The sequence below is a fragment of the Leifsonia sp. fls2-241-R2A-40a genome (assembly GCF_030209575.1).
Lineage (GTDB): Bacteria > Actinomycetota > Actinomycetes > Actinomycetales > Microbacteriaceae > Leifsonia.
Map to the genome: position 1 here is coordinate 2,660,464 of NZ_JARVRS010000001.1, position 15,639 is coordinate 2,676,102.

The 15,639-nt window shown below is 70.0% G+C and carries 16 protein-coding genes; 6 read left to right on the top strand and 10 right to left on the bottom strand.

Annotation, left to right across the window (positions count from 1 at the left end):
- The first annotated feature begins 3 nt into the window (after positions 1 to 3).
- Positions 4 to 456, top strand: coding sequence for an Lrp/AsnC family transcriptional regulator (locus tag QRN40_RS13205; RefSeq protein ID WP_285116138.1), 453 nt, complete (start codon positions 4 to 6; stop codon positions 454 to 456).
- A 6-nt stretch (positions 457 to 462) separates the two neighbouring features.
- On the opposite strand, the gene trhA is transcribed toward QRN40_RS13205, so the two are convergent.
- On the bottom strand, positions 463 to 1,308 hold the full coding sequence (gene trhA / locus QRN40_RS13210) for a PAQR family membrane homeostasis protein TrhA (protein ID WP_285116139.1): 846 nt from the start codon (positions 1,306 to 1,308) through the stop codon (positions 463 to 465).
- 72 nt (positions 1,309 to 1,380) lie between these two features.
- On the opposite strand from trhA, the gene QRN40_RS13215 reads away from it, so the two are divergent.
- The 3 genes from QRN40_RS13215 to phoH2 all read left to right on the top strand — a co-directional run bounded on the left by QRN40_RS13215 (position 1,381) and on the right by phoH2 (position 4,898).
- Positions 1,381 to 2,166 carry an isoprenyl transferase gene (locus QRN40_RS13215; protein WP_285116140.1) on the top strand — a complete coding sequence of 262 codons (786 nt, stop codon included), beginning with the start codon at positions 1,381 to 1,383 and terminating at the stop codon, positions 2,164 to 2,166.
- Positions 2,167 to 2,210: 44 nt separating this feature from the next.
- Positions 2,211 to 3,329 carry an aminotransferase class V-fold PLP-dependent enzyme gene (locus tag QRN40_RS13220; protein ID WP_285116141.1) on the top strand — a complete coding sequence of 373 codons (1,119 nt, stop codon included), beginning with the start codon at positions 2,211 to 2,213 and terminating at the stop codon, positions 3,327 to 3,329.
- A 204-nt stretch (positions 3,330 to 3,533) separates the two neighbouring features.
- A complete protein-coding gene (gene phoH2, locus QRN40_RS13225) occupies positions 3,534 to 4,898 on the top strand; it encodes an RNA 5'-3' helicase PhoH2 (RefSeq protein WP_285117491.1) in 1,365 nt (454 codons plus the stop codon).
- Between the two features lie 142 nt (positions 4,899 to 5,040).
- Here the strand turns inward: phoH2 and QRN40_RS13230 are convergent, their stop codons facing one another.
- From QRN40_RS13230 to xseA, 5 genes are read right to left on the bottom strand one after another with little or no spacing between them, the layout of a single operon-like run.
- Positions 5,041 to 6,447, bottom strand: coding sequence for a class II fumarate hydratase (locus QRN40_RS13230; RefSeq protein WP_285116142.1), 1,407 nt, complete (start codon positions 6,445 to 6,447; stop codon positions 5,041 to 5,043).
- Positions 6,448 to 6,482: 35 nt separating this feature from the next.
- Positions 6,483 to 7,079: a carbonic anhydrase gene (locus QRN40_RS13235; RefSeq protein ID WP_285117492.1), complete on the bottom strand. Its 597-nt coding sequence runs from the start codon at positions 7,077 to 7,079 to the stop codon at positions 6,483 to 6,485.
- A 35-nt stretch (positions 7,080 to 7,114) separates the two neighbouring features.
- Positions 7,115 to 7,777, bottom strand: coding sequence for a DUF4245 domain-containing protein (locus QRN40_RS13240; protein ID WP_285116144.1), 663 nt, complete (start codon positions 7,775 to 7,777; stop codon positions 7,115 to 7,117).
- Complete coding sequence (locus tag QRN40_RS13245; protein ID WP_285116145.1) at positions 7,774 to 8,031, bottom strand: exodeoxyribonuclease VII small subunit; 258 nt, start codon at positions 8,029 to 8,031, stop codon at positions 7,774 to 7,776. Before QRN40_RS13245 ends, QRN40_RS13240 begins: the two co-directional genes overlap by 4 nt.
- Position 8,032: 1 nt before the next feature.
- Positions 8,033 to 9,319, bottom strand: a complete 1,287-nt coding sequence (gene xseA / locus QRN40_RS13250) for an exodeoxyribonuclease VII large subunit (protein WP_285116146.1) — start codon at positions 9,317 to 9,319, stop codon at positions 8,033 to 8,035.
- Positions 9,320 to 9,392: 73 nt separating this feature from the next.
- Here xseA and QRN40_RS13255 point away from each other — a divergent pair, with 73 nt between their 5' ends.
- Entirely contained in the window at positions 9,393 to 10,424 is a 1,032-nt protein-coding gene (locus QRN40_RS13255) for a 4-hydroxy-3-methylbut-2-enyl diphosphate reductase (RefSeq protein ID WP_285117493.1), read from the top strand.
- A 3-nt stretch (positions 10,425 to 10,427) separates the two neighbouring features.
- On the opposite strand, the gene QRN40_RS13260 is transcribed toward QRN40_RS13255, so the two are convergent.
- Positions 10,428 to 11,066: a DUF6264 family protein gene (locus tag QRN40_RS13260; RefSeq protein ID WP_285116147.1), complete on the bottom strand. Its 639-nt coding sequence runs from the start codon at positions 11,064 to 11,066 to the stop codon at positions 10,428 to 10,430.
- Between the two features lie 20 nt (positions 11,067 to 11,086).
- Positions 11,087 to 12,112 carry a class II fructose-bisphosphate aldolase gene (fbaA, locus tag QRN40_RS13265; protein WP_285116148.1) on the bottom strand — a complete coding sequence of 342 codons (1,026 nt, stop codon included), beginning with the start codon at positions 12,110 to 12,112 and terminating at the stop codon, positions 11,087 to 11,089.
- A 238-nt stretch (positions 12,113 to 12,350) separates the two neighbouring features.
- Here fbaA and glpX point away from each other — a divergent pair, with 238 nt between their 5' ends.
- Positions 12,351 to 13,352: a class II fructose-bisphosphatase gene (gene glpX / locus QRN40_RS13270; protein ID WP_285116149.1), complete on the top strand. Its 1,002-nt coding sequence runs from the start codon at positions 12,351 to 12,353 to the stop codon at positions 13,350 to 13,352.
- Positions 13,353 to 13,376: 24 nt separating this feature from the next.
- On the opposite strand, the gene QRN40_RS13275 is transcribed toward glpX, so the two are convergent.
- Positions 13,377 to 14,774, bottom strand: a complete 1,398-nt coding sequence (locus tag QRN40_RS13275; RefSeq protein ID WP_285116150.1) for a DNA recombination protein RmuC — start codon at positions 14,772 to 14,774, stop codon at positions 13,377 to 13,379.
- Positions 14,775 to 14,934: 160 nt separating this feature from the next.
- The gene (locus tag QRN40_RS13280; protein WP_285116151.1) at positions 14,935 to 15,516 is read right to left on the bottom strand and encodes an exonuclease domain-containing protein; all 582 of its coding nucleotides are present in this window, start codon (positions 15,514 to 15,516) and stop codon (positions 14,935 to 14,937) included.
- Positions 15,517 to 15,639 lie beyond the last annotated feature (123 nt).

The window sequence follows — 15,639 nt, forward strand, 5'->3', positions numbered from 1 at the left end:
TGCATGGATGCGATAGACAGGGAGATCCTTGCTGCGCTGCAAGAGGACGGCCGGCTGAGCCTCACCGACCTGGCCGCACGGGTGGGCCTCACGCTCTCGCCGTGCCACCGCCGGGTGCGCGAACTCGAACGCGACGGCGTCATCGAGCAGTACCGCGCCGTCGTCTCGCCCGCGGCGGTCGGCCTCGACTTCGAGGCGATCGTCTTCGTCACGATCGACCGCACCGATCCGGAGACCGTCGGCGCGTTCGAGGAGGGCGTGCTCGCCATCCCGAACATCGTGCAGGCCGAGCGCCTATTCGGGGACCCGGACTACATGCTCCGGGTGCTGACCGCCGACCTCACCGGGTACCAGGAGCTCTTCGACGGGCCGCTCGGCGCGCTCCCCGGCGTCGGCAAGCTGTCGTCGACGCTGGTCATGAAACAGGTCACGGGACGCCGCGCCCTGCCCACCTGAGCGGCGTCAGCCCGCGTTGTACGCCGGGTGCATCGCGATGAGCAGTGTCGCCGTCCAGTGGCACAGAAATGCCAGGACGGTCAGCGTGTGGAAGATCTCGTGGAAGCCGAACCGGCCCGGGAAGGGGTTCGGACGCTTCATCCCGTAGATGACCGCACCGATCGTGTAGAAGATGCCGCCGACGAGCACCAGCACCATCATCGCGACGTTCGCATCCACCAGGTCGACGATGTACATCATCGCCGCCCAGCCGAGGGCGACGTAGATGGGAACGTAGAGCCAGCGCGGTGCGCCGATCCAGAACACGCGGAAGCCGATGCCGATCAGGGCGCCGGCCCACACCAGCGTCAGCAGCAGGATGCCTTTCGACGGCGGCAGCGCCAGCACGGCGAGCGGCGTGTACGTCCCCGCGATGAGCAGGAAGATGTTCGCGTGGTCGATCCGCTTGAGGATAATCTTGGTGCGCGGCCGCCAGTTGAAGCGGTGATAGAGCGCCGAGTTGCCGAACAGCAGCATCGACGTCAGCACGAAGACGGCCGACGCCCACTTCGCCGGCGCTCCGTGCGCGAGGGTGATGAGGACGATGCCCAGGACGATCGTGACCGGGAACGTGGCCGCGTGGATCCACCCGCGCCAGGTCGGCTTGACCTCGTCGGGGAACGCGGGGGAGGCGTCCAGCAGGGGGATGTTGGGGAGGTCGGGGCCGCCGTCGCGCGCCTCGCGCTCGTCCGCCTGGACGGCGGCGTCGGACGCATCGAGATGCGTCGACGGCTCCTCGAGGAGCTCGCCGACGTCTTCGGAGGCGCGGCGGGCGCCGCTCGTGCCGAAGTCCGGGGTCTTTCGGGGCGACATGGACCCAGCGTAGGGGAGGACGGTGCCCGGATGCTGTGAGACGGGTCGCCCGCGCCGCGCTAACGTAGCACCGTGAGCAGACGAGGAGCCCCCGCGGCCAGCGGCCTGCTCTACGGGCTCTACCAGAAACGACTTCGGCGCGACATCGACCGCGAGGCGCTCCCGAAGCACGTCGCCATGATCATCGACGGCAACCGCCGCTGGGCGCGGCAGGCCGGCCTCACCACGGTCGCGCACGGTCATCGTGCGGGCGCCGCGAAGATGCGCGAGTTCCTGGAGTGGTGCGACGAGCTCGGCATCCAGGTCGTCACCCTCTACCTCCTCTCCTCCGACAACCTCACGAACCGGGAGAGCGGGGAGCTCGGCGACCTCATCGAGATCATCGCGCAGCTGGCCGGCGATCTGTCCCGCTACCGCGACTGGCGGGTCAAGCACGTGGGATCGGCGACCGGGCTGCCTCCCCGGCTGCTGGAGGCGCTCGCCGAGGCCGAGGCGCGCACCGCGGGCAACACCGGGATGCACATCAACCTCGCCGTCGGCTACGGCGGCCGCAAGGAGATCACGGACGCGATGCGCAGCATCGTCGCGGCGCACCACGCCGACGGCGGCAGCCTGGAGACGCTCGCCGACCTGCTCACGCCCGACCTGATCGGCGAGCACCTCTACACCGGCGGCCAGCCCGATCCCGACCTCGTCATCCGCACGTCGGGGGAGCAGCGGCTCAGCGACTTCATGCTCTGGCAGAGCGCGCACAGCGAGTTCTACTTCGTGGAGGCGCTGGGTCCGGACCTGCGCGAGGTCGACTTCCTCCGCGCGGTCCGCGACTACTCTCGCCGCCACCGCCGCTTCGGCGGCTGACCGCGGATTTCGCCGCGCTCGGCGCGGTGCGGAAGAATCGAACCGTGACGACGGTCGAAGAGTTTGCCCGCGGGTTCGGCGAAGAGCCCGGCTACCTGGACTACGGCCGGGTCGGCCCGCTGTCGGCGACCGTGCGGGCGGAGACGATCGGGCAGTACGAGATCCTCTCCAAGGCGCGCTTCGGCACGATCGAGCGGATGCGCGCCGAGGACGCGAGGCTGCGCGATGCGGTCAGCGCGCTGACGCGGTTCCCCGCCGACCAGGTCGTGTTCCAGCCGAACGCGTCCAGCGGCCTCCTGCACGCGGCGTTCGGGCTGACCGGCGGCGACGTTCTGCTGTCCCTCGCCGAGTTCCCGTCCCTCACGTACGCCGCCGAGCGCGCTGCGCAGGCTCTGCGGGTCATCACTCCGACCTGGCTCGAGACCGACAACGGCCGGGTGACGCCCTCGCGCATCCGGGAGCAGCTCACGGACAGCACGTCCGCGGTGATGGTGAGCCTGGTGGACTCGCGCACCGGGTACCTGGCCGACATCGACGGGATCCGCCAGGTGATCGGCGACCGCCTCCTGATCGTGGACGCCATCCAGGGCTTCGGCGTGGTCGATGCGCCGTGGGAGGTCGCGGACGTCGTCGTCTCGGGCGGCCAGAAGTGGATGCGCGCGGGCTGGGGCACGGGCTTCCTCGCGCTGAGCGAGCGCGCGATCCACCACCTGACTCCGGTGTTCAGTGGCTGGACCGGTTCGGGACCGGACCAGCCGTGGGACGAGGTGCTCGAGCCGGTGCGCGGCGCCGGCGCCTTCTCGGTCTCCAACCCGGACCTCGTCGCCGAAGCGCGGTTCGCCGCGGCGCTGGAGGAGGTCGCGGAGGTCGGCGTCAAGGCGGTCGCGGCCGCCGTCGCCGACAACGTCGAGCAGGTGCTGCAACTCGCGGACGAGTTCGCGGTTCCCGTGAGCTCGTCGCGGAGCCCCGTCGAGCGCGCCGGCATCGTCGTCCTCGAGCCGCTCCCCGAGCAGCTGACGGCGCTCGGCGCATCCCTTCACAACCACGGTGTCTCCGCGTCGGTGCGGCCCACCTGCGTCCGCTTGAGCATCCACGCGGGGACGGGCACGGAGACGCTGGACATGCTGCGTGCCGCGTTCACGTCGTACGCGTCGGTGAGCTGACCCGTTCCCCGAACTGGGGGCGAATGTTCATCTGAACGAAACACGACACGCGGCCAGGGCTCGAAGTGGTGTCGGTGGCCGGGCGTAGGTTCAACCCATCGGGCACCGCGCCCGATCGAGACGGCCACGTAAGTTCGTTTCGGAACGTAAGCGGCCGTCTCGCCAGTGAGATCCGCCGGCTCCCGAGGGAGCGGCGGGGTGGGAGTGGTCGTGGCGGAATCAGCAACCCGACAGGCAGCAACCCGGTCGAACGGCTCGGAAGCAGGGGCAGCGAAGACGAGTGAGCGCACGTACGTGCTCGACACGTCGGTCCTCCTCTCGGATCCGAAGGCCATCTTCCGTTTCGCGGAGCACGCTGTCGTGATCCCGGTCGTCGTCGTGAGCGAGCTGGAAGGCAAACGCCACGACCCCGAGATCGGGTACTTCGCGCGGCAGGCGCTGCGCAACCTCGACGATCTGCGGGTGCAGCACGAGCGCCTCGACTTCCCGATCCCCGTCGGCGACGGCGGATCCCTGCGGGTGGAACTGAATCACTCGAACATGTCCGTCCTCCCCAGCGGCATGCAGCTGGGGGACAACGACTCGCGCATCCTCGCCGTCGCCCTGAACCTGTCCAACGACGGACTCGCCGTCACCGTCGTCTCCAAGGACCTCCCGCTGCGGGTCAAGGCCGCATCGATCGGCCTCGCCGCGGAGGAGTACCGCCACGAGCAGGCCGTCGACTCGGGCTGGACCGGCTTCGCCGAACTCGACCTCGGCAGCGACCAGATGGCAGCGCTCTACGAGGACGAGTGGATGCGGACCGACCAGGCCGTGGGCCTTCCGGTGAACACCGGGCTCGTCATCCACTCCGACCGCGGCTCGGCCCTGGGCCGCGTCGTCGCGGACGGCGAGGTCAAGCTGGTCCGCGGCGACCGTGACGTGTTCGGTCTGCACGGCCGGTCGGCGGAGCAGCGACTCGCGATCGACCTGCTGCTCGACCCGGAGATCGGCATCCTGTCGCTCGGCGGACGCGCCGGCACCGGCAAGTCGGCGCTCGCGCTGTGCGCCGGGCTCGAGGCGGTGCTGGAGCGCCGGCAGCACAAGAAGATCATGGTGTTCCGCCCGCTGTACGCGGTCGGCGGCCAGGAGCTCGGCTACCTGCCCGGGGACGCGGGCGAGAAGATGAACCCGTGGGGCCAGGCGGTGTTCGACACCCTGGGCGCTCTCGTCTCTCAGAACGTGCTCGACGAGGTGCTCGACCGCGGGATCCTCGAGGTGCTGCCGCTCACGCACATCCGCGGCCGGTCCCTGCACGACGCGTTCGTGATCGTCGACGAGGCCCAGTCGCTGGAGCGCAACGTGCTGCTGACCGTGCTCAGCCGGATCGGACAGAACTCGCGCGTCGTGCTCACCCACGACGTGGCCCAGCGGGACAACCTGCGCGTCGGCCGCCACGACGGCGTCGCCAGCGTGATCGAGACGCTCAAGGGCCACCCGCTGTTCGCCCACGTGACGCTCACCCGCTCCGAGCGATCCGCCATCGCCGCCCTCGTCACCGAGATGCTGGAGGCCAACGAGGTCGCCTAGCCCACGAGCACAGGAAAAGCGCCCCCGATTGTGAGGATCGGGGGCGCTTTTCCTGTGCTCGGCGGCTCCTCCGTTTCCCATCGACACAGGAAAGCGCCCCGGATCGGAGGATCCGGGGCGCTTCAGGCGGGCCGAGGGCGGCTCAGCCGGGGTGGGTCATCGAGAGGACGTCGAGGGCCGAGTCCAGCTGCTCGAGCGTGACCTCGCCGCGGTCGACGAAGCCGAGGTCGATGACGGCCTCGCGCACGGTCATGCCCTTGGCGACGGCGTGCTTGGCGACCTTGGCGGCCGCCTCATAGCCGATGACACGGTTGAGCGGCGTCACGATCGACGGGCTCGACTCGGCGAACGCACGGGCTCGCTCGAGGTTGGCCTCGAGTCCGCGGATGGTCTTGTCGGCGAGCACCCTGCTGGACTGCGTGAGCAGACGGATCGACTCCAGCAGGGCGGTTCCCATGACCGGGATGGCCACGTTCAGCTCGAACAGGCCCGAGGCGCCGCTCCAGGCGATCGTCGCGTCGTTCCCGATCACGCGGGCGGCGACCATGAGGACCGCCTCCGGGATGACCGGGTTGACCTTGCCGGGCATGATCGACGAACCGGGCTGCAGGTCCGGGATGTGGAGCTCGCCCAGTCCGGTGTTCGGGCCGGAGCCCATCCAGCGCAGGTCGTTCGAGATCTTCGTCAGCGACACCGCGATCGTGCGCAGCGCGCCCGACGCCTCGACCAGCGCGTCGCGGTTGGCCTGCGCCTCGAAGTGGTTGCGGGCCTCCGTGATCGGCAGCTCCGTCTCGGCGGTCAGCAGCTCGATGACGAGCTGCGGGAAGCCGAGCGGGGTGTTGATGCCGGTCCCGACGGCGGTTCCGCCGAGGGGGACCTCCGCAACGCGGGGGAGCGCGGCGCGGATGCGCTCGATGCCGTACCGGATCTGCGCGGCGTAGCCGCCGAACTCCTGGCCGAGCGTGACGGGCGTGGCATCCATGAGGTGCGTGCGACCGCTCTTGACGGCCTCCGCCCACAGCTCCGCCTTCTCCTCCAGCGCGACCGCGAGGTGGTCGAGCGCGGGGATGAGCTCGTCGGTCAGCGCACCGGTGACGGCGATGTGCACCGAGGTCGGGAAGACGTCGTTCGACGACTGGGACGCGTTGACGTGGTCGTTCGGGTGCACCGGACGGCCGAGGCGCTCGGAGGCGAGGGTCGCCAGCACCTCGTTCATGTTCATGTTCGACGACGTGCCGGAACCGGTCTGGTACACGTCGATCGGGAACTCGGCATCGTGCGCGCCGGCGGCGACCTCGTCCGCGGCGGAGGCGATGGCCTCCGCGACGTCCTGGTCGAGCACGCCGAGGCGGGCGTTCGCCAGTGCTGCCGACTTCTTGATGCGCGCCAGTGCGGCGATCTGGGCCGGCTCGAGCACCGAGCCCGAGATGGGGAAGTTCTCGACCGCGCGCTGCGTCTGCGCGCTGTACAGGGCGTACTTGGGGACGCGCACCTCGCCCATCGTGTCGTGCTCGATGCGGTATTCGGCGTCCGCCTGGGTGTCCACCACGGTGTGTATTTCCTTTCTGTTGGCGGGAGCTGGTGTCAGTCGCGCAAGCCGACGACGACGTCGGGGACGACCCGGCCCTCCGCGAGCCGGTAGTTGGCGCCGACGATCGCGAGGGTGTTCTCGGCGACCGCGGAAGAGATGATCTCGGACTGCGCGAGCAGCTCCGACACCGTATCGCGCAGATGCTCGCGACCGACCTCGGACGCGTCGACCGCGTCCGGGTCGACCGCTCCCTCTCCGGCGACGCGGTGCACAGCCGGGACGATCGGAGCGATCAGGTTGGCGATGTGCGGCGGCAGGGGATCGGCGTCCGCAGCCTGGGAGGCGATGGCCGACGCGACGGCGCCGCAGCTGTCGTGCCCGAGCACGAGGATGAGCGGGACGTTGAGCACCGCGACCGCGTACTCCAGCGACCCGATTACCGAGTCGGAGACGACCTGACCCGCGTTGCGGACGACGAACGCGTCGCCCAGGCCCATGTCGAAGATGATCTCGGCCGCGAGCCGCGAGTCGGCGCAGCCGAAGATCGCGGCGACCGGCTCCTGGCCGCCGGCGACGGTCTCGCGGCGGGTCACATCCTGATGCGGATGCTGCGGCTCGCCCGCGACGAAGCGCGCGTTGCCGTCGAGCATGGCGGTCCAGATCTTTCCTGGGCGAGTGGTGGGCACTACTGTCCTCCTCCGAGTGAGCGGATCTGGGGGGCGAGCGACGACGCGACGGTGCGGAACTCGGCGTCGACGGCGGTGCCGAACACCACGATCGTGCTGTCGCCCGCCGTGGTGACCAGGGCGTAGTCGACGTTGCCGTTGCTGCCCGAACCGGCGGCGCGGTTGTCGTACACATCCCAGGTGACGCCGTCGATCTCACGGGTGTCCTTGATGCGGGACTTGGCCACCTGGTCGGACACCCAGCTGTCGTTGGCGCCGAACCCCTGCGTGATGCCGATGAACTGCTGCTTCGGCGTGATCAGGCCGATGTACCAGGAGTCGACCTTGTCCGCCGTCTTGGTCCGCAGCTCCGCGTTGTTCGACGTCCAGCCCGACGGCAGCTTCGGGACCAGGAAGGCGTCCGGCTCGCTGCCCTTCGCCTGCTGGGCGATCGAGGTGTAGTCGACCGACGGCTTGGTCGCCGTCGGATTGCCGCGCGGGACGACGAGCACGATGATCGCGACGAGGGCCAGCGTGGCGATCAGCGAATAGACGAGGTTGTTGACCGTCTGACGGTTGCGGTGATTCGCCGAGTTCTCGGCCTTGCGGGCCGCGGTCTCCTCGGGGGTCTCCGGGCGGCCGAGCTCTGCGACGACCGCCGCGGGCTTGTTGCGGGGGCTCATTCGGGGTCGACGGCTCCCACGGCGGCGCCCGCGCGGGCTGCGTCGAGCCGCGCCTTCGCGCCGATCAGCCACTCCTCGCAGTGGCGGGCGAGCGCCTCACCGCGCTCCCAGAGGGCGATCGACTCCTCGAGGGTGGTGGTGCCCTGCTCCAGCTCGGTGACGACGCGGATCAACTCGTCGCGCGCCTCTTCGTAGCTGAGCGTGCTGAGCGGATCCCCCGCGGGGGACGTCTCGGTGGTGGGCATGGCATCCATTCTATTTGCCGCGCTGGGGGTCCGCTGGGGCCTGTGGATGATGTGCCGGCGAGACCAGGGGAGCGCCCGCGGTCGCGGCCAGCGAACCGCCCGAGACGGTGAGGCGCAGCGCCGTTCCTTCGGCGGCTTCCTGCGGATCGGTCACGACGTGACCCGCCGCTGTCTGCACGATCGCGTAGCCGCGGTCGAGCGTGCCCTGCGGGGACAGCGCGCGCAGCTGACCGCGGAGTTCGGCGACGCGCGTGAGTTCGCGCTCGACGCAGCGGTCGACCAGTTCCGTGCCGCGCGCGACGTAACGGGTGAGCTCCTGCGCGCGCGCATCCACGATCCAGGAGGGGGATGCGAGCACGGGTCGCGTGCGCAGGTGCCCGATGCGGTCGATCTCGTGCGCGATCAGATGCGTGACGCGAGTGCCGATCCGGGAGCGGGCCTGCTGCACGCGGGCCAGCTCTTCCGCGACGTCGGGCACCACGCGTTTCGCGGCGTCGGTCGGCGTGGAGGCGCGCAGGTCGGCGACCTCGTCGAGCAGGGGCCGGTCGGCCTCGTGCCCGATCGCGCTGACGATCGGGGTGAGCGCGGCGGCGGCCGCGCGGACGAGCCGTTCGTCGCTGAAGCCCAGGAGGTTCTGGAAGTCGCCACCGCCGCGCGCGACGATGATGACCTCGACCTCCGGATCGGCGTCCAGCCTCCGGATCGCGGAGATCACCTCGGGCACCGTCCGCTCGCCCTGCACCGCCGCGTGCACGACCCGGAAGCGCACCTGCGGCCAGCGCAGCTGTGCGTTGCGGAGCACATCCTTCTCGGCGTCCGAGTCCTTGCCGGTCACCAGCCCGATCGTGTGCGGGAGGAAGGGGAGGCGCTTCTTCCGGTCGATGCCGAACAGCCCTTCGGCGGTGAGCTGCTGCCGCAGGCGCTCCAGCCGCTCGAGCAGGTCGCCGAGGCCGACGTGCTTCATGTCGTAGACCTGCATCGTCAGGGTGCCGCCCTTGACCCAGAAGTTCGGCTTGATCGCAGCCACGACCCGGTCGCCCTGCTTAAGATCGGCCGGGATGCGCGCCTTCACCGACGACCAGATCGTGAAGCTGATCGTGGCGTCCTCGTCGAGGTCTTTGAGCTTGCCGTAGACGTTCCCGCCGGAGATGCCCCACTGGGTGATCTCGCCCTCGACCCAGGCGGTGCCGAGCCGATCGATCCATCCCTTGATCTTGCTGCTGAGCAGCGCGACCGGCCACGGCGCGTCGACAGTCGGGGGAGCGGCCTGCATGGTGACCGTCGAGGTCTCGCTCACCCGTACCTCCCATTTCGTGTCCAGCGGGCTCACGTAGGATCGAAGGGTGAGCGACGCAACCATCAGCCTCCCGATGCCGCGGATTCCCGGCGCGAGGCGACGGCTTCAGGATAACCCGGTCGTCGGACATAAGCGGGTTCTGCTGGCGGCCCCCCGCGGCTACTGCGCCGGAGTCGACCGGGCGGTCGTGGCCGTCGAGAAGGCGCTCGACCTGTACGGAGCGCCCGTGTACGTGCGCAAGCAGATCGTGCACAACGTCCACGTCGTGTCCGAGCTGGAGCAGCAGGGCGCGATCTTCGTCGACGAGGTCGACGAGGTGCCGACGGGCTCGCACGTCGTGTTCTCCGCGCACGGCGTCTCGCCTGCGGTCGTGAACGCCGCGGCCGACCGGGGCCTGCGCGCGATCGACGCGACGTGCCCGCTGGTCACCAAGGTGCACCGTGAGGCGGTGCGGTTCGCGCGCGACGACTTCCAGATCCTGCTCATCGGCCACGAAGGCCACGAAGAGGTCGAGGGCACGGCGGGCGAGGCGCCCGATCACGTGACCCTGGTGAACGGTCCGGACGACGTGGACTCGCTGGTCGTCGCCGATCCCGACAAGGTCGTGTGGCTCTCGCAGACCACCCTGTCGGTCGACGAGACGATGGAGACGGTGCGCCGTCTCCGCGAGCGCTTCCCCAACCTGCAGGACCCGCCGAGCGACGACATCTGCTACGCCACCCAGAACCGCCAGGTGGCGATCAAGAAGGTCGCCGAGCAGGCCGAGCTGGTCATCGTGGTCGGCTCCGCGAACTCCTCGAACTCCGTGCGTCTGGTCGAGGTCGCCCTCGAATACGGCGCCAAGGCCGCCTACCGCGTCGACTACGCGAGCGAGATCAAGCAGGAGTGGCTCGACGGCGTCGCCTCCGTCGGCGTGACGAGCGGCGCCTCCGTGCCCGAGGTCCTCGTGCAGGAGGTGCTCGACGACCTGTCCGGCGCCGGCTACCGCGACGTGCAGGAGGTCAAGACGGCGGAGGAGGACCTCATGTTCTCGCTGCCGAAGGAGCTCCGCAAGGACATTTCGGGCAAGCAGGATGCGCGCGCGCTCGGTGGTCGCGGGCGCTGAGCCCTACGGCGTCTGGAGCGGTGACGACGGAGTGACGCCGCTGTAGAACCCGAGGAGGACCGGGTCGGTGGCGAGAACCGCACCCGCGAAGATCAGCAGCACGACCATCGCAACGATCCCCGCGACCAGCGGCACCCAGAAGGCGAGCCGGCGCTTCACCAGCAGCAGCGCTGCGATCACGGCGGACACGATCCAGATCGCGACCATCAAAATCGAGCCGACGAGCACGAGCGTGCCCACCAGCGGGACCGGCGTGTAGTCGCCGAGGCCGTTGGTGCTGTGCAGGAGCTGCATCGACGCGGGGATGGCCTGCAGCGTCGCGATCGAGTACGACATCCCGAAGAAGCCGAAGACCGCGAGCAGGACGGTGAGCGTCAGATTCCAGGTCGGCGCGCCTTCGCGCGGCGCGGCGGGACGGCCCGGCGCGACCGGGTGCGGTTGGTGCGGCTGGTGCTGCTGCGGCAGCGCGGGACCGGGGGACGCCGCGCCGTATGGTGCCGGCGCGTCGTCCTCCCGTTCCAGCGGCCGCGACGTGTCCAGCCGGTCGGCGTCCGCCGGGGGATGCCAGACCCAGCCGGGCGGGGCCAGCTCGCCGTACTGCGGCCGCGGCCGCTCGTCCGGCTGCGGTTCCTGCTCGGCCATCGCGGCCGCCTCCTCGTGTACTACTTGCCGGAGTGGCCGGCCGAGCCGAGCTGCTGGGTCGCCTCGACGACGCGCGCAGCCATCCCGGACTCGGCGACCTTGCCCCAGGCGCGCGGGTCGTAGACCTTCTTGTTGCCGACCTCGCCGTCGATCTTGAGGACGCTGTCGTAGTTCTGGAACATGTAGCCGGCGATGGTGCGCGTGAACGCGTACTGGGTGTCGGTGTCGATGTTCATCTTGACGACGCCGTTGCGCACGGCCTCGGCGATCTCCTCGTCGGTCGAGCCGGACCCGCCGTGGAAGACGAGGTCGAGCGGCTTCGGGCCGTGGCCGTACTTGGCCGCCAGGCCGTCCTGGATGTCCTTGAGGAGCTCCGGGCGCAGCTTGACGTTGCCCGGCTTGTACACGCCGTGCACGTTGCCGAAGGTGAGAGCCGCCATGTAGCGGCCCTTCTCGCCGAGCCCGAGCGCCTCCACCGTCTTGATGGCGTCGTCGAGCGTCGTGTAGAGGTGCTCATTGATCTCGTGGCTGACGCCGTCCTCCTCGCCCCCGACGACGCCGATCTCGACCTCGAGGATGGCGTTGATCGCCTTGGTGCGCTTCAGCATGTCCTCGGCGATGCGCAGGTTCTCGTCCAGCGGGACAGCGGAGCCGTCCCACATGTGCGACTGGAAGATCGGATTGCGGCCCGCCTTCACCTCCTCCTCGGAGGCGGCGATCAGCGGCAGGACGAAGCCGTCGAGCGCATCCTTGGGGCAGTGGTCGGTGTGCAGCGCGACCGTGATCGGGTAGTTCTTCGCGACCTCGGTGGCGAACTTGGCGAACGCGAGCGCGCCGGTGGCCCGCGCCTTGACCGTCTGGCCGGCGAAGTAGTCCGCGCCTCCGGTGGTCACCTGGATGATGCCGTCGCTGCCTGCTTCGGTCAGACCCTGCAGTACCGCGTTGATCGTCTGCGACGACGACACGTTGAACGCCGGGTAGGCGAATCCGCCGGCCTTCGCTTTGTCGAGCATCTCTGCGTACTGGTCCGGCGTGGCGATGGGCATTACGGCTCCTTGGGATGGGGATGTCGAACGCCCTCATCATACCGACGCGCTTGGTGGGCCCCGGTGCCGGTCGGTGCCGTGCGGTGTGGTCCGGCTCGGGTCGGCGGACGCGGGTGCTGGACGTTCGTGCAGGGCCCCTCACGGCGCGGGACCCGGTGGATACACTGACAGCGTCCGCCGGGACCCGTTCCCGGCGGCATCGACGACGACGTTCCGAATCCGTCCGGGAGGACCCATCATGAGCATGACCGACACCGCCACGAACTATCAGCACCCCGACCGGAACCTGGCGATGGAGCTGGTGCGGGCGACGGAGGCGGCGGCCATCCGGGCGACGCCGTGGATCGGGCGCGGCGACAAGAACGCGGCCGACGGCGCGGCGGTGGATGCGATGCGCAAGTTCCTGGGGACGGTCAACTTCGACGGCGTCATCGTGATCGGCGAGGGTGAGAAGGACCACGCGCCCATGCTGTTCAACGGCGAGCATGTCGGCAACGGCCGGGGGCCGGCCGTGGACATCGCGGTCGACCCGATCGATGGCACCTCGCTGACGGCGGCGGGTCGCCAGAACGCGCTGTCGGTGATCGCCGTCTCGGACCGCGGCACGATGCTGGATGCGTCGAGCGTGTTCCGGATGAACAAGATCGTGACCGGGGCGGCCGGGCGCGGGGTGGTGGACCTGTCGCAGCCGATCGGGGACAACATCCGCGCCCTGGCGAAGGCCCTGGGCAAGCCGGTCTCGGAGATCCGGGTCGCCGTACTGGACCGGCCGCGGCACGAGGGGCTGATCGAGGAGATCCGCGCTGCGGGCGCCGGCACGAGACTGCTGCTGGACGGGGACGTCGCGGGCGGTATCAACGCAGCCCGCTACGAGTCGCGGATCGACATGTGCGTCGGTATCGGCGGCAGCCCCGAGGGCGTGATCACAGCGGCAGCGGTGAAGGCTCTGGGCGGGTTCATGCAGGGGATGCTGGCGCCCGGTGACGACGAAGAGCGGGCGAAGGGCATCGCCGCGGGTCTGAAGATGGACACGATCCTCTCCATCGACGACCTGGTCCAGGGCGACAACACGTTCTTCGTGGCGACCGGTGTCACCGACGGCGGCCTCGTCGAGGGTGTGCGGCGCAAGGGTCCGATCATCCGGACCGAGTCGATCGTCCTGCGCTCGAAGTCGGGCACGGCCCGCCGTGTGCTGGCTGACCACCTCGCCGCGAAGTGGCTGGAGCCCGACCAGCTCTGAGCGGTCGACGGCCGCTCGCGCGGGCTACGCCACCCCGGGTTCGCGTCGCGGGCTCTCGGCTGCGCGATCCTGCTCTTCGAGGGCCAGCTTGTCGATCCCGTGCATGTCGCGGGGTTCGAGTTCGCTGACCAGTTCGAACGCGGTCAGCTCGCGCGGAGCCTCCTCGATGCCGCCGAGCGCCCCGATGACCTTCGACTCGTCGAGGGCGTTGAGCTTGCGCGCGGCGGGGAACACCTGGCGCTCGAACGATCCGACGAAGCCGTTGTAGTCCTTCACCGTGCGTTCCAGCGATCGGCCCAGCTTCTCGATGTGCCCGGCCGTCGTCGCCAGTCGGCTGTAGAGGGTGCGGCTGAGGTCGAACAGCTGCTTGGCCTCCTGGGTCAGCACGTCCTGCTGCCAGCTGAAGGCGACCGTCTTGAGCACCGACCACAGAGTGACCGGGGAGGCGAGAGCGACCCGCTTGCCGAAGGCGAACTCCATGATGGACGGATCGGCTTCCAGCGCCGACGAGACCAGCGACTCGCTCGGGATGAACGCGATGACGAGCTCGGGCGACGCCTCCAGGCCCGTCCAGTACGCCTTGCTCCCGAGGGCCGTGATGTGGTCGCGCACCGCCTTCACGTGCTGCTTGAGCAGCGCATCCCGCTGGGCGCCTTCGCTCCCGGTCGCCGTCGCCGGGATCTGGCTGGCTTCGAGGTAGGCGTTGAACGGCACCTTGGCGTCGAGAGCGATGCTCTTGCCGCCGGGGAGGCGCACGATCATGTCCGGCCGGCCGGCGCCCGACTCTGAGTGGATGCTGGACTGCACGTCGAAGTCGACGCGCTCGAGAAGGCCCGCGGCCTCCACCACGCTGCGCAGCTGCGTCTCGCCCCAGACGCCTCGCGTGCTGTTCGATCGCAGGGCCGAGGCCAGCGCCTCCGCGGTGCTGCGCAGGCGCTCCTCCGACTCGGCGGCCGACCGCAACTGCTGGGCCAGCTGACCGTGCTGCTGGTTGCGCTGCGTCTCGAGCTCGATGACCTTGCGCTGCATGTCGGTCAGGCTCTCACGGACCGGCGCCAGCGCCTGCAGCACCTTGCTCTCGGCGCGCTCGCGCTCCGACCGGGCCTCCGCCTCGGCGCGGTGCCGTTCGACGGTCTCGCGGTACTGCTCCTGCGCGGCGCGCACCTGCTCCTGCAGGGCGTCGACGCGACCGTGCGCCGCTGCCAGATCGGCTCGGATCTCGGCCTGCACAGCCGCCTCCGCCGCTCGCACCTCGGCGAGCTCCGCCTGGTGCTGCGCCGCGACGACGGCGGGGTCGATGACCGGGGCGGCCGGCTCGGCCGACGTGCGCGAGCGCACGAGCTTCACGACGGCGAAGCCCGCGCCGATCGCGCCGACGAGGAGCCCGATCAGGAGGCCGAAGAGCAGGGCGAGGATGTCCATGCCCTCAGTGTGTCAGCGGCCGCCGACACTGGATGCCGCGCGCGCCGCGAGTCCCGTTCGAGTCGTGAGTAATCGCGCGAATCGGTGCCGAGTTGCGACATCATGTCACCACTCGATGGGGCGACGAGCGACGGGCGTGCGGCGCGGGACCCGGGACGGATCAGGCGGCGACCGGGATGCCGATGCGGCCGAGGCGCGCGCCGGTCAGCTCGGAGAGGTCCGCGATCGTCGCCGCGTCGTGCCGCCGCGCGGCGTGGATGACGATGGCGGCGCAGGCCTCCGCGTCGGCCAGCGCGTCGTGGTGCGAGAAGTCTTCGAAGCCGGCCGCCATCGCCGCGACGGGCAGGCGGTACGACTCGAGGTGGTAGGTGCGGCGGGCGACCTGCAGGCTGCACAGGTACCGGTACTCGGGGCACTCGACGAGCGTCGCGGCGCAGGCGGCGCGGATCACGTTCATGTCGAACCCGGCGTTGTGGGCCACCAGGTGGTCGTCCTCGGCGAACTCGACGAGATCCGCCAGCTGGTCGACCCAGCTCGCGGCATCCGCCACGTCGTGCGGCTGGATGCCGTGGATGCGCACGTTCCACTCCTGGAAGTCGTCGTGTCCGAGCGGCGGCCGGATGAACCATCCCGCGCGGTCGACGACCTTCCCGTCCCGGACCTTCACCAGCCCGACCGAGCAGGCCGATGCAGGGGAGGAGTTGGCGGTCTCGAAGTCGATGGCGGTGAAATCCAGGGTCACGTCGTCATGCTGACACGGCCCACCGACGCCGCCCCGCATCCTGCCCGCGCGCCGCGGCATCCGGCTCGGCGGGCTCGCCGAAGTGCTCGTCGTTGCACCCGGCACGCCGTGCGCGCCCGCATC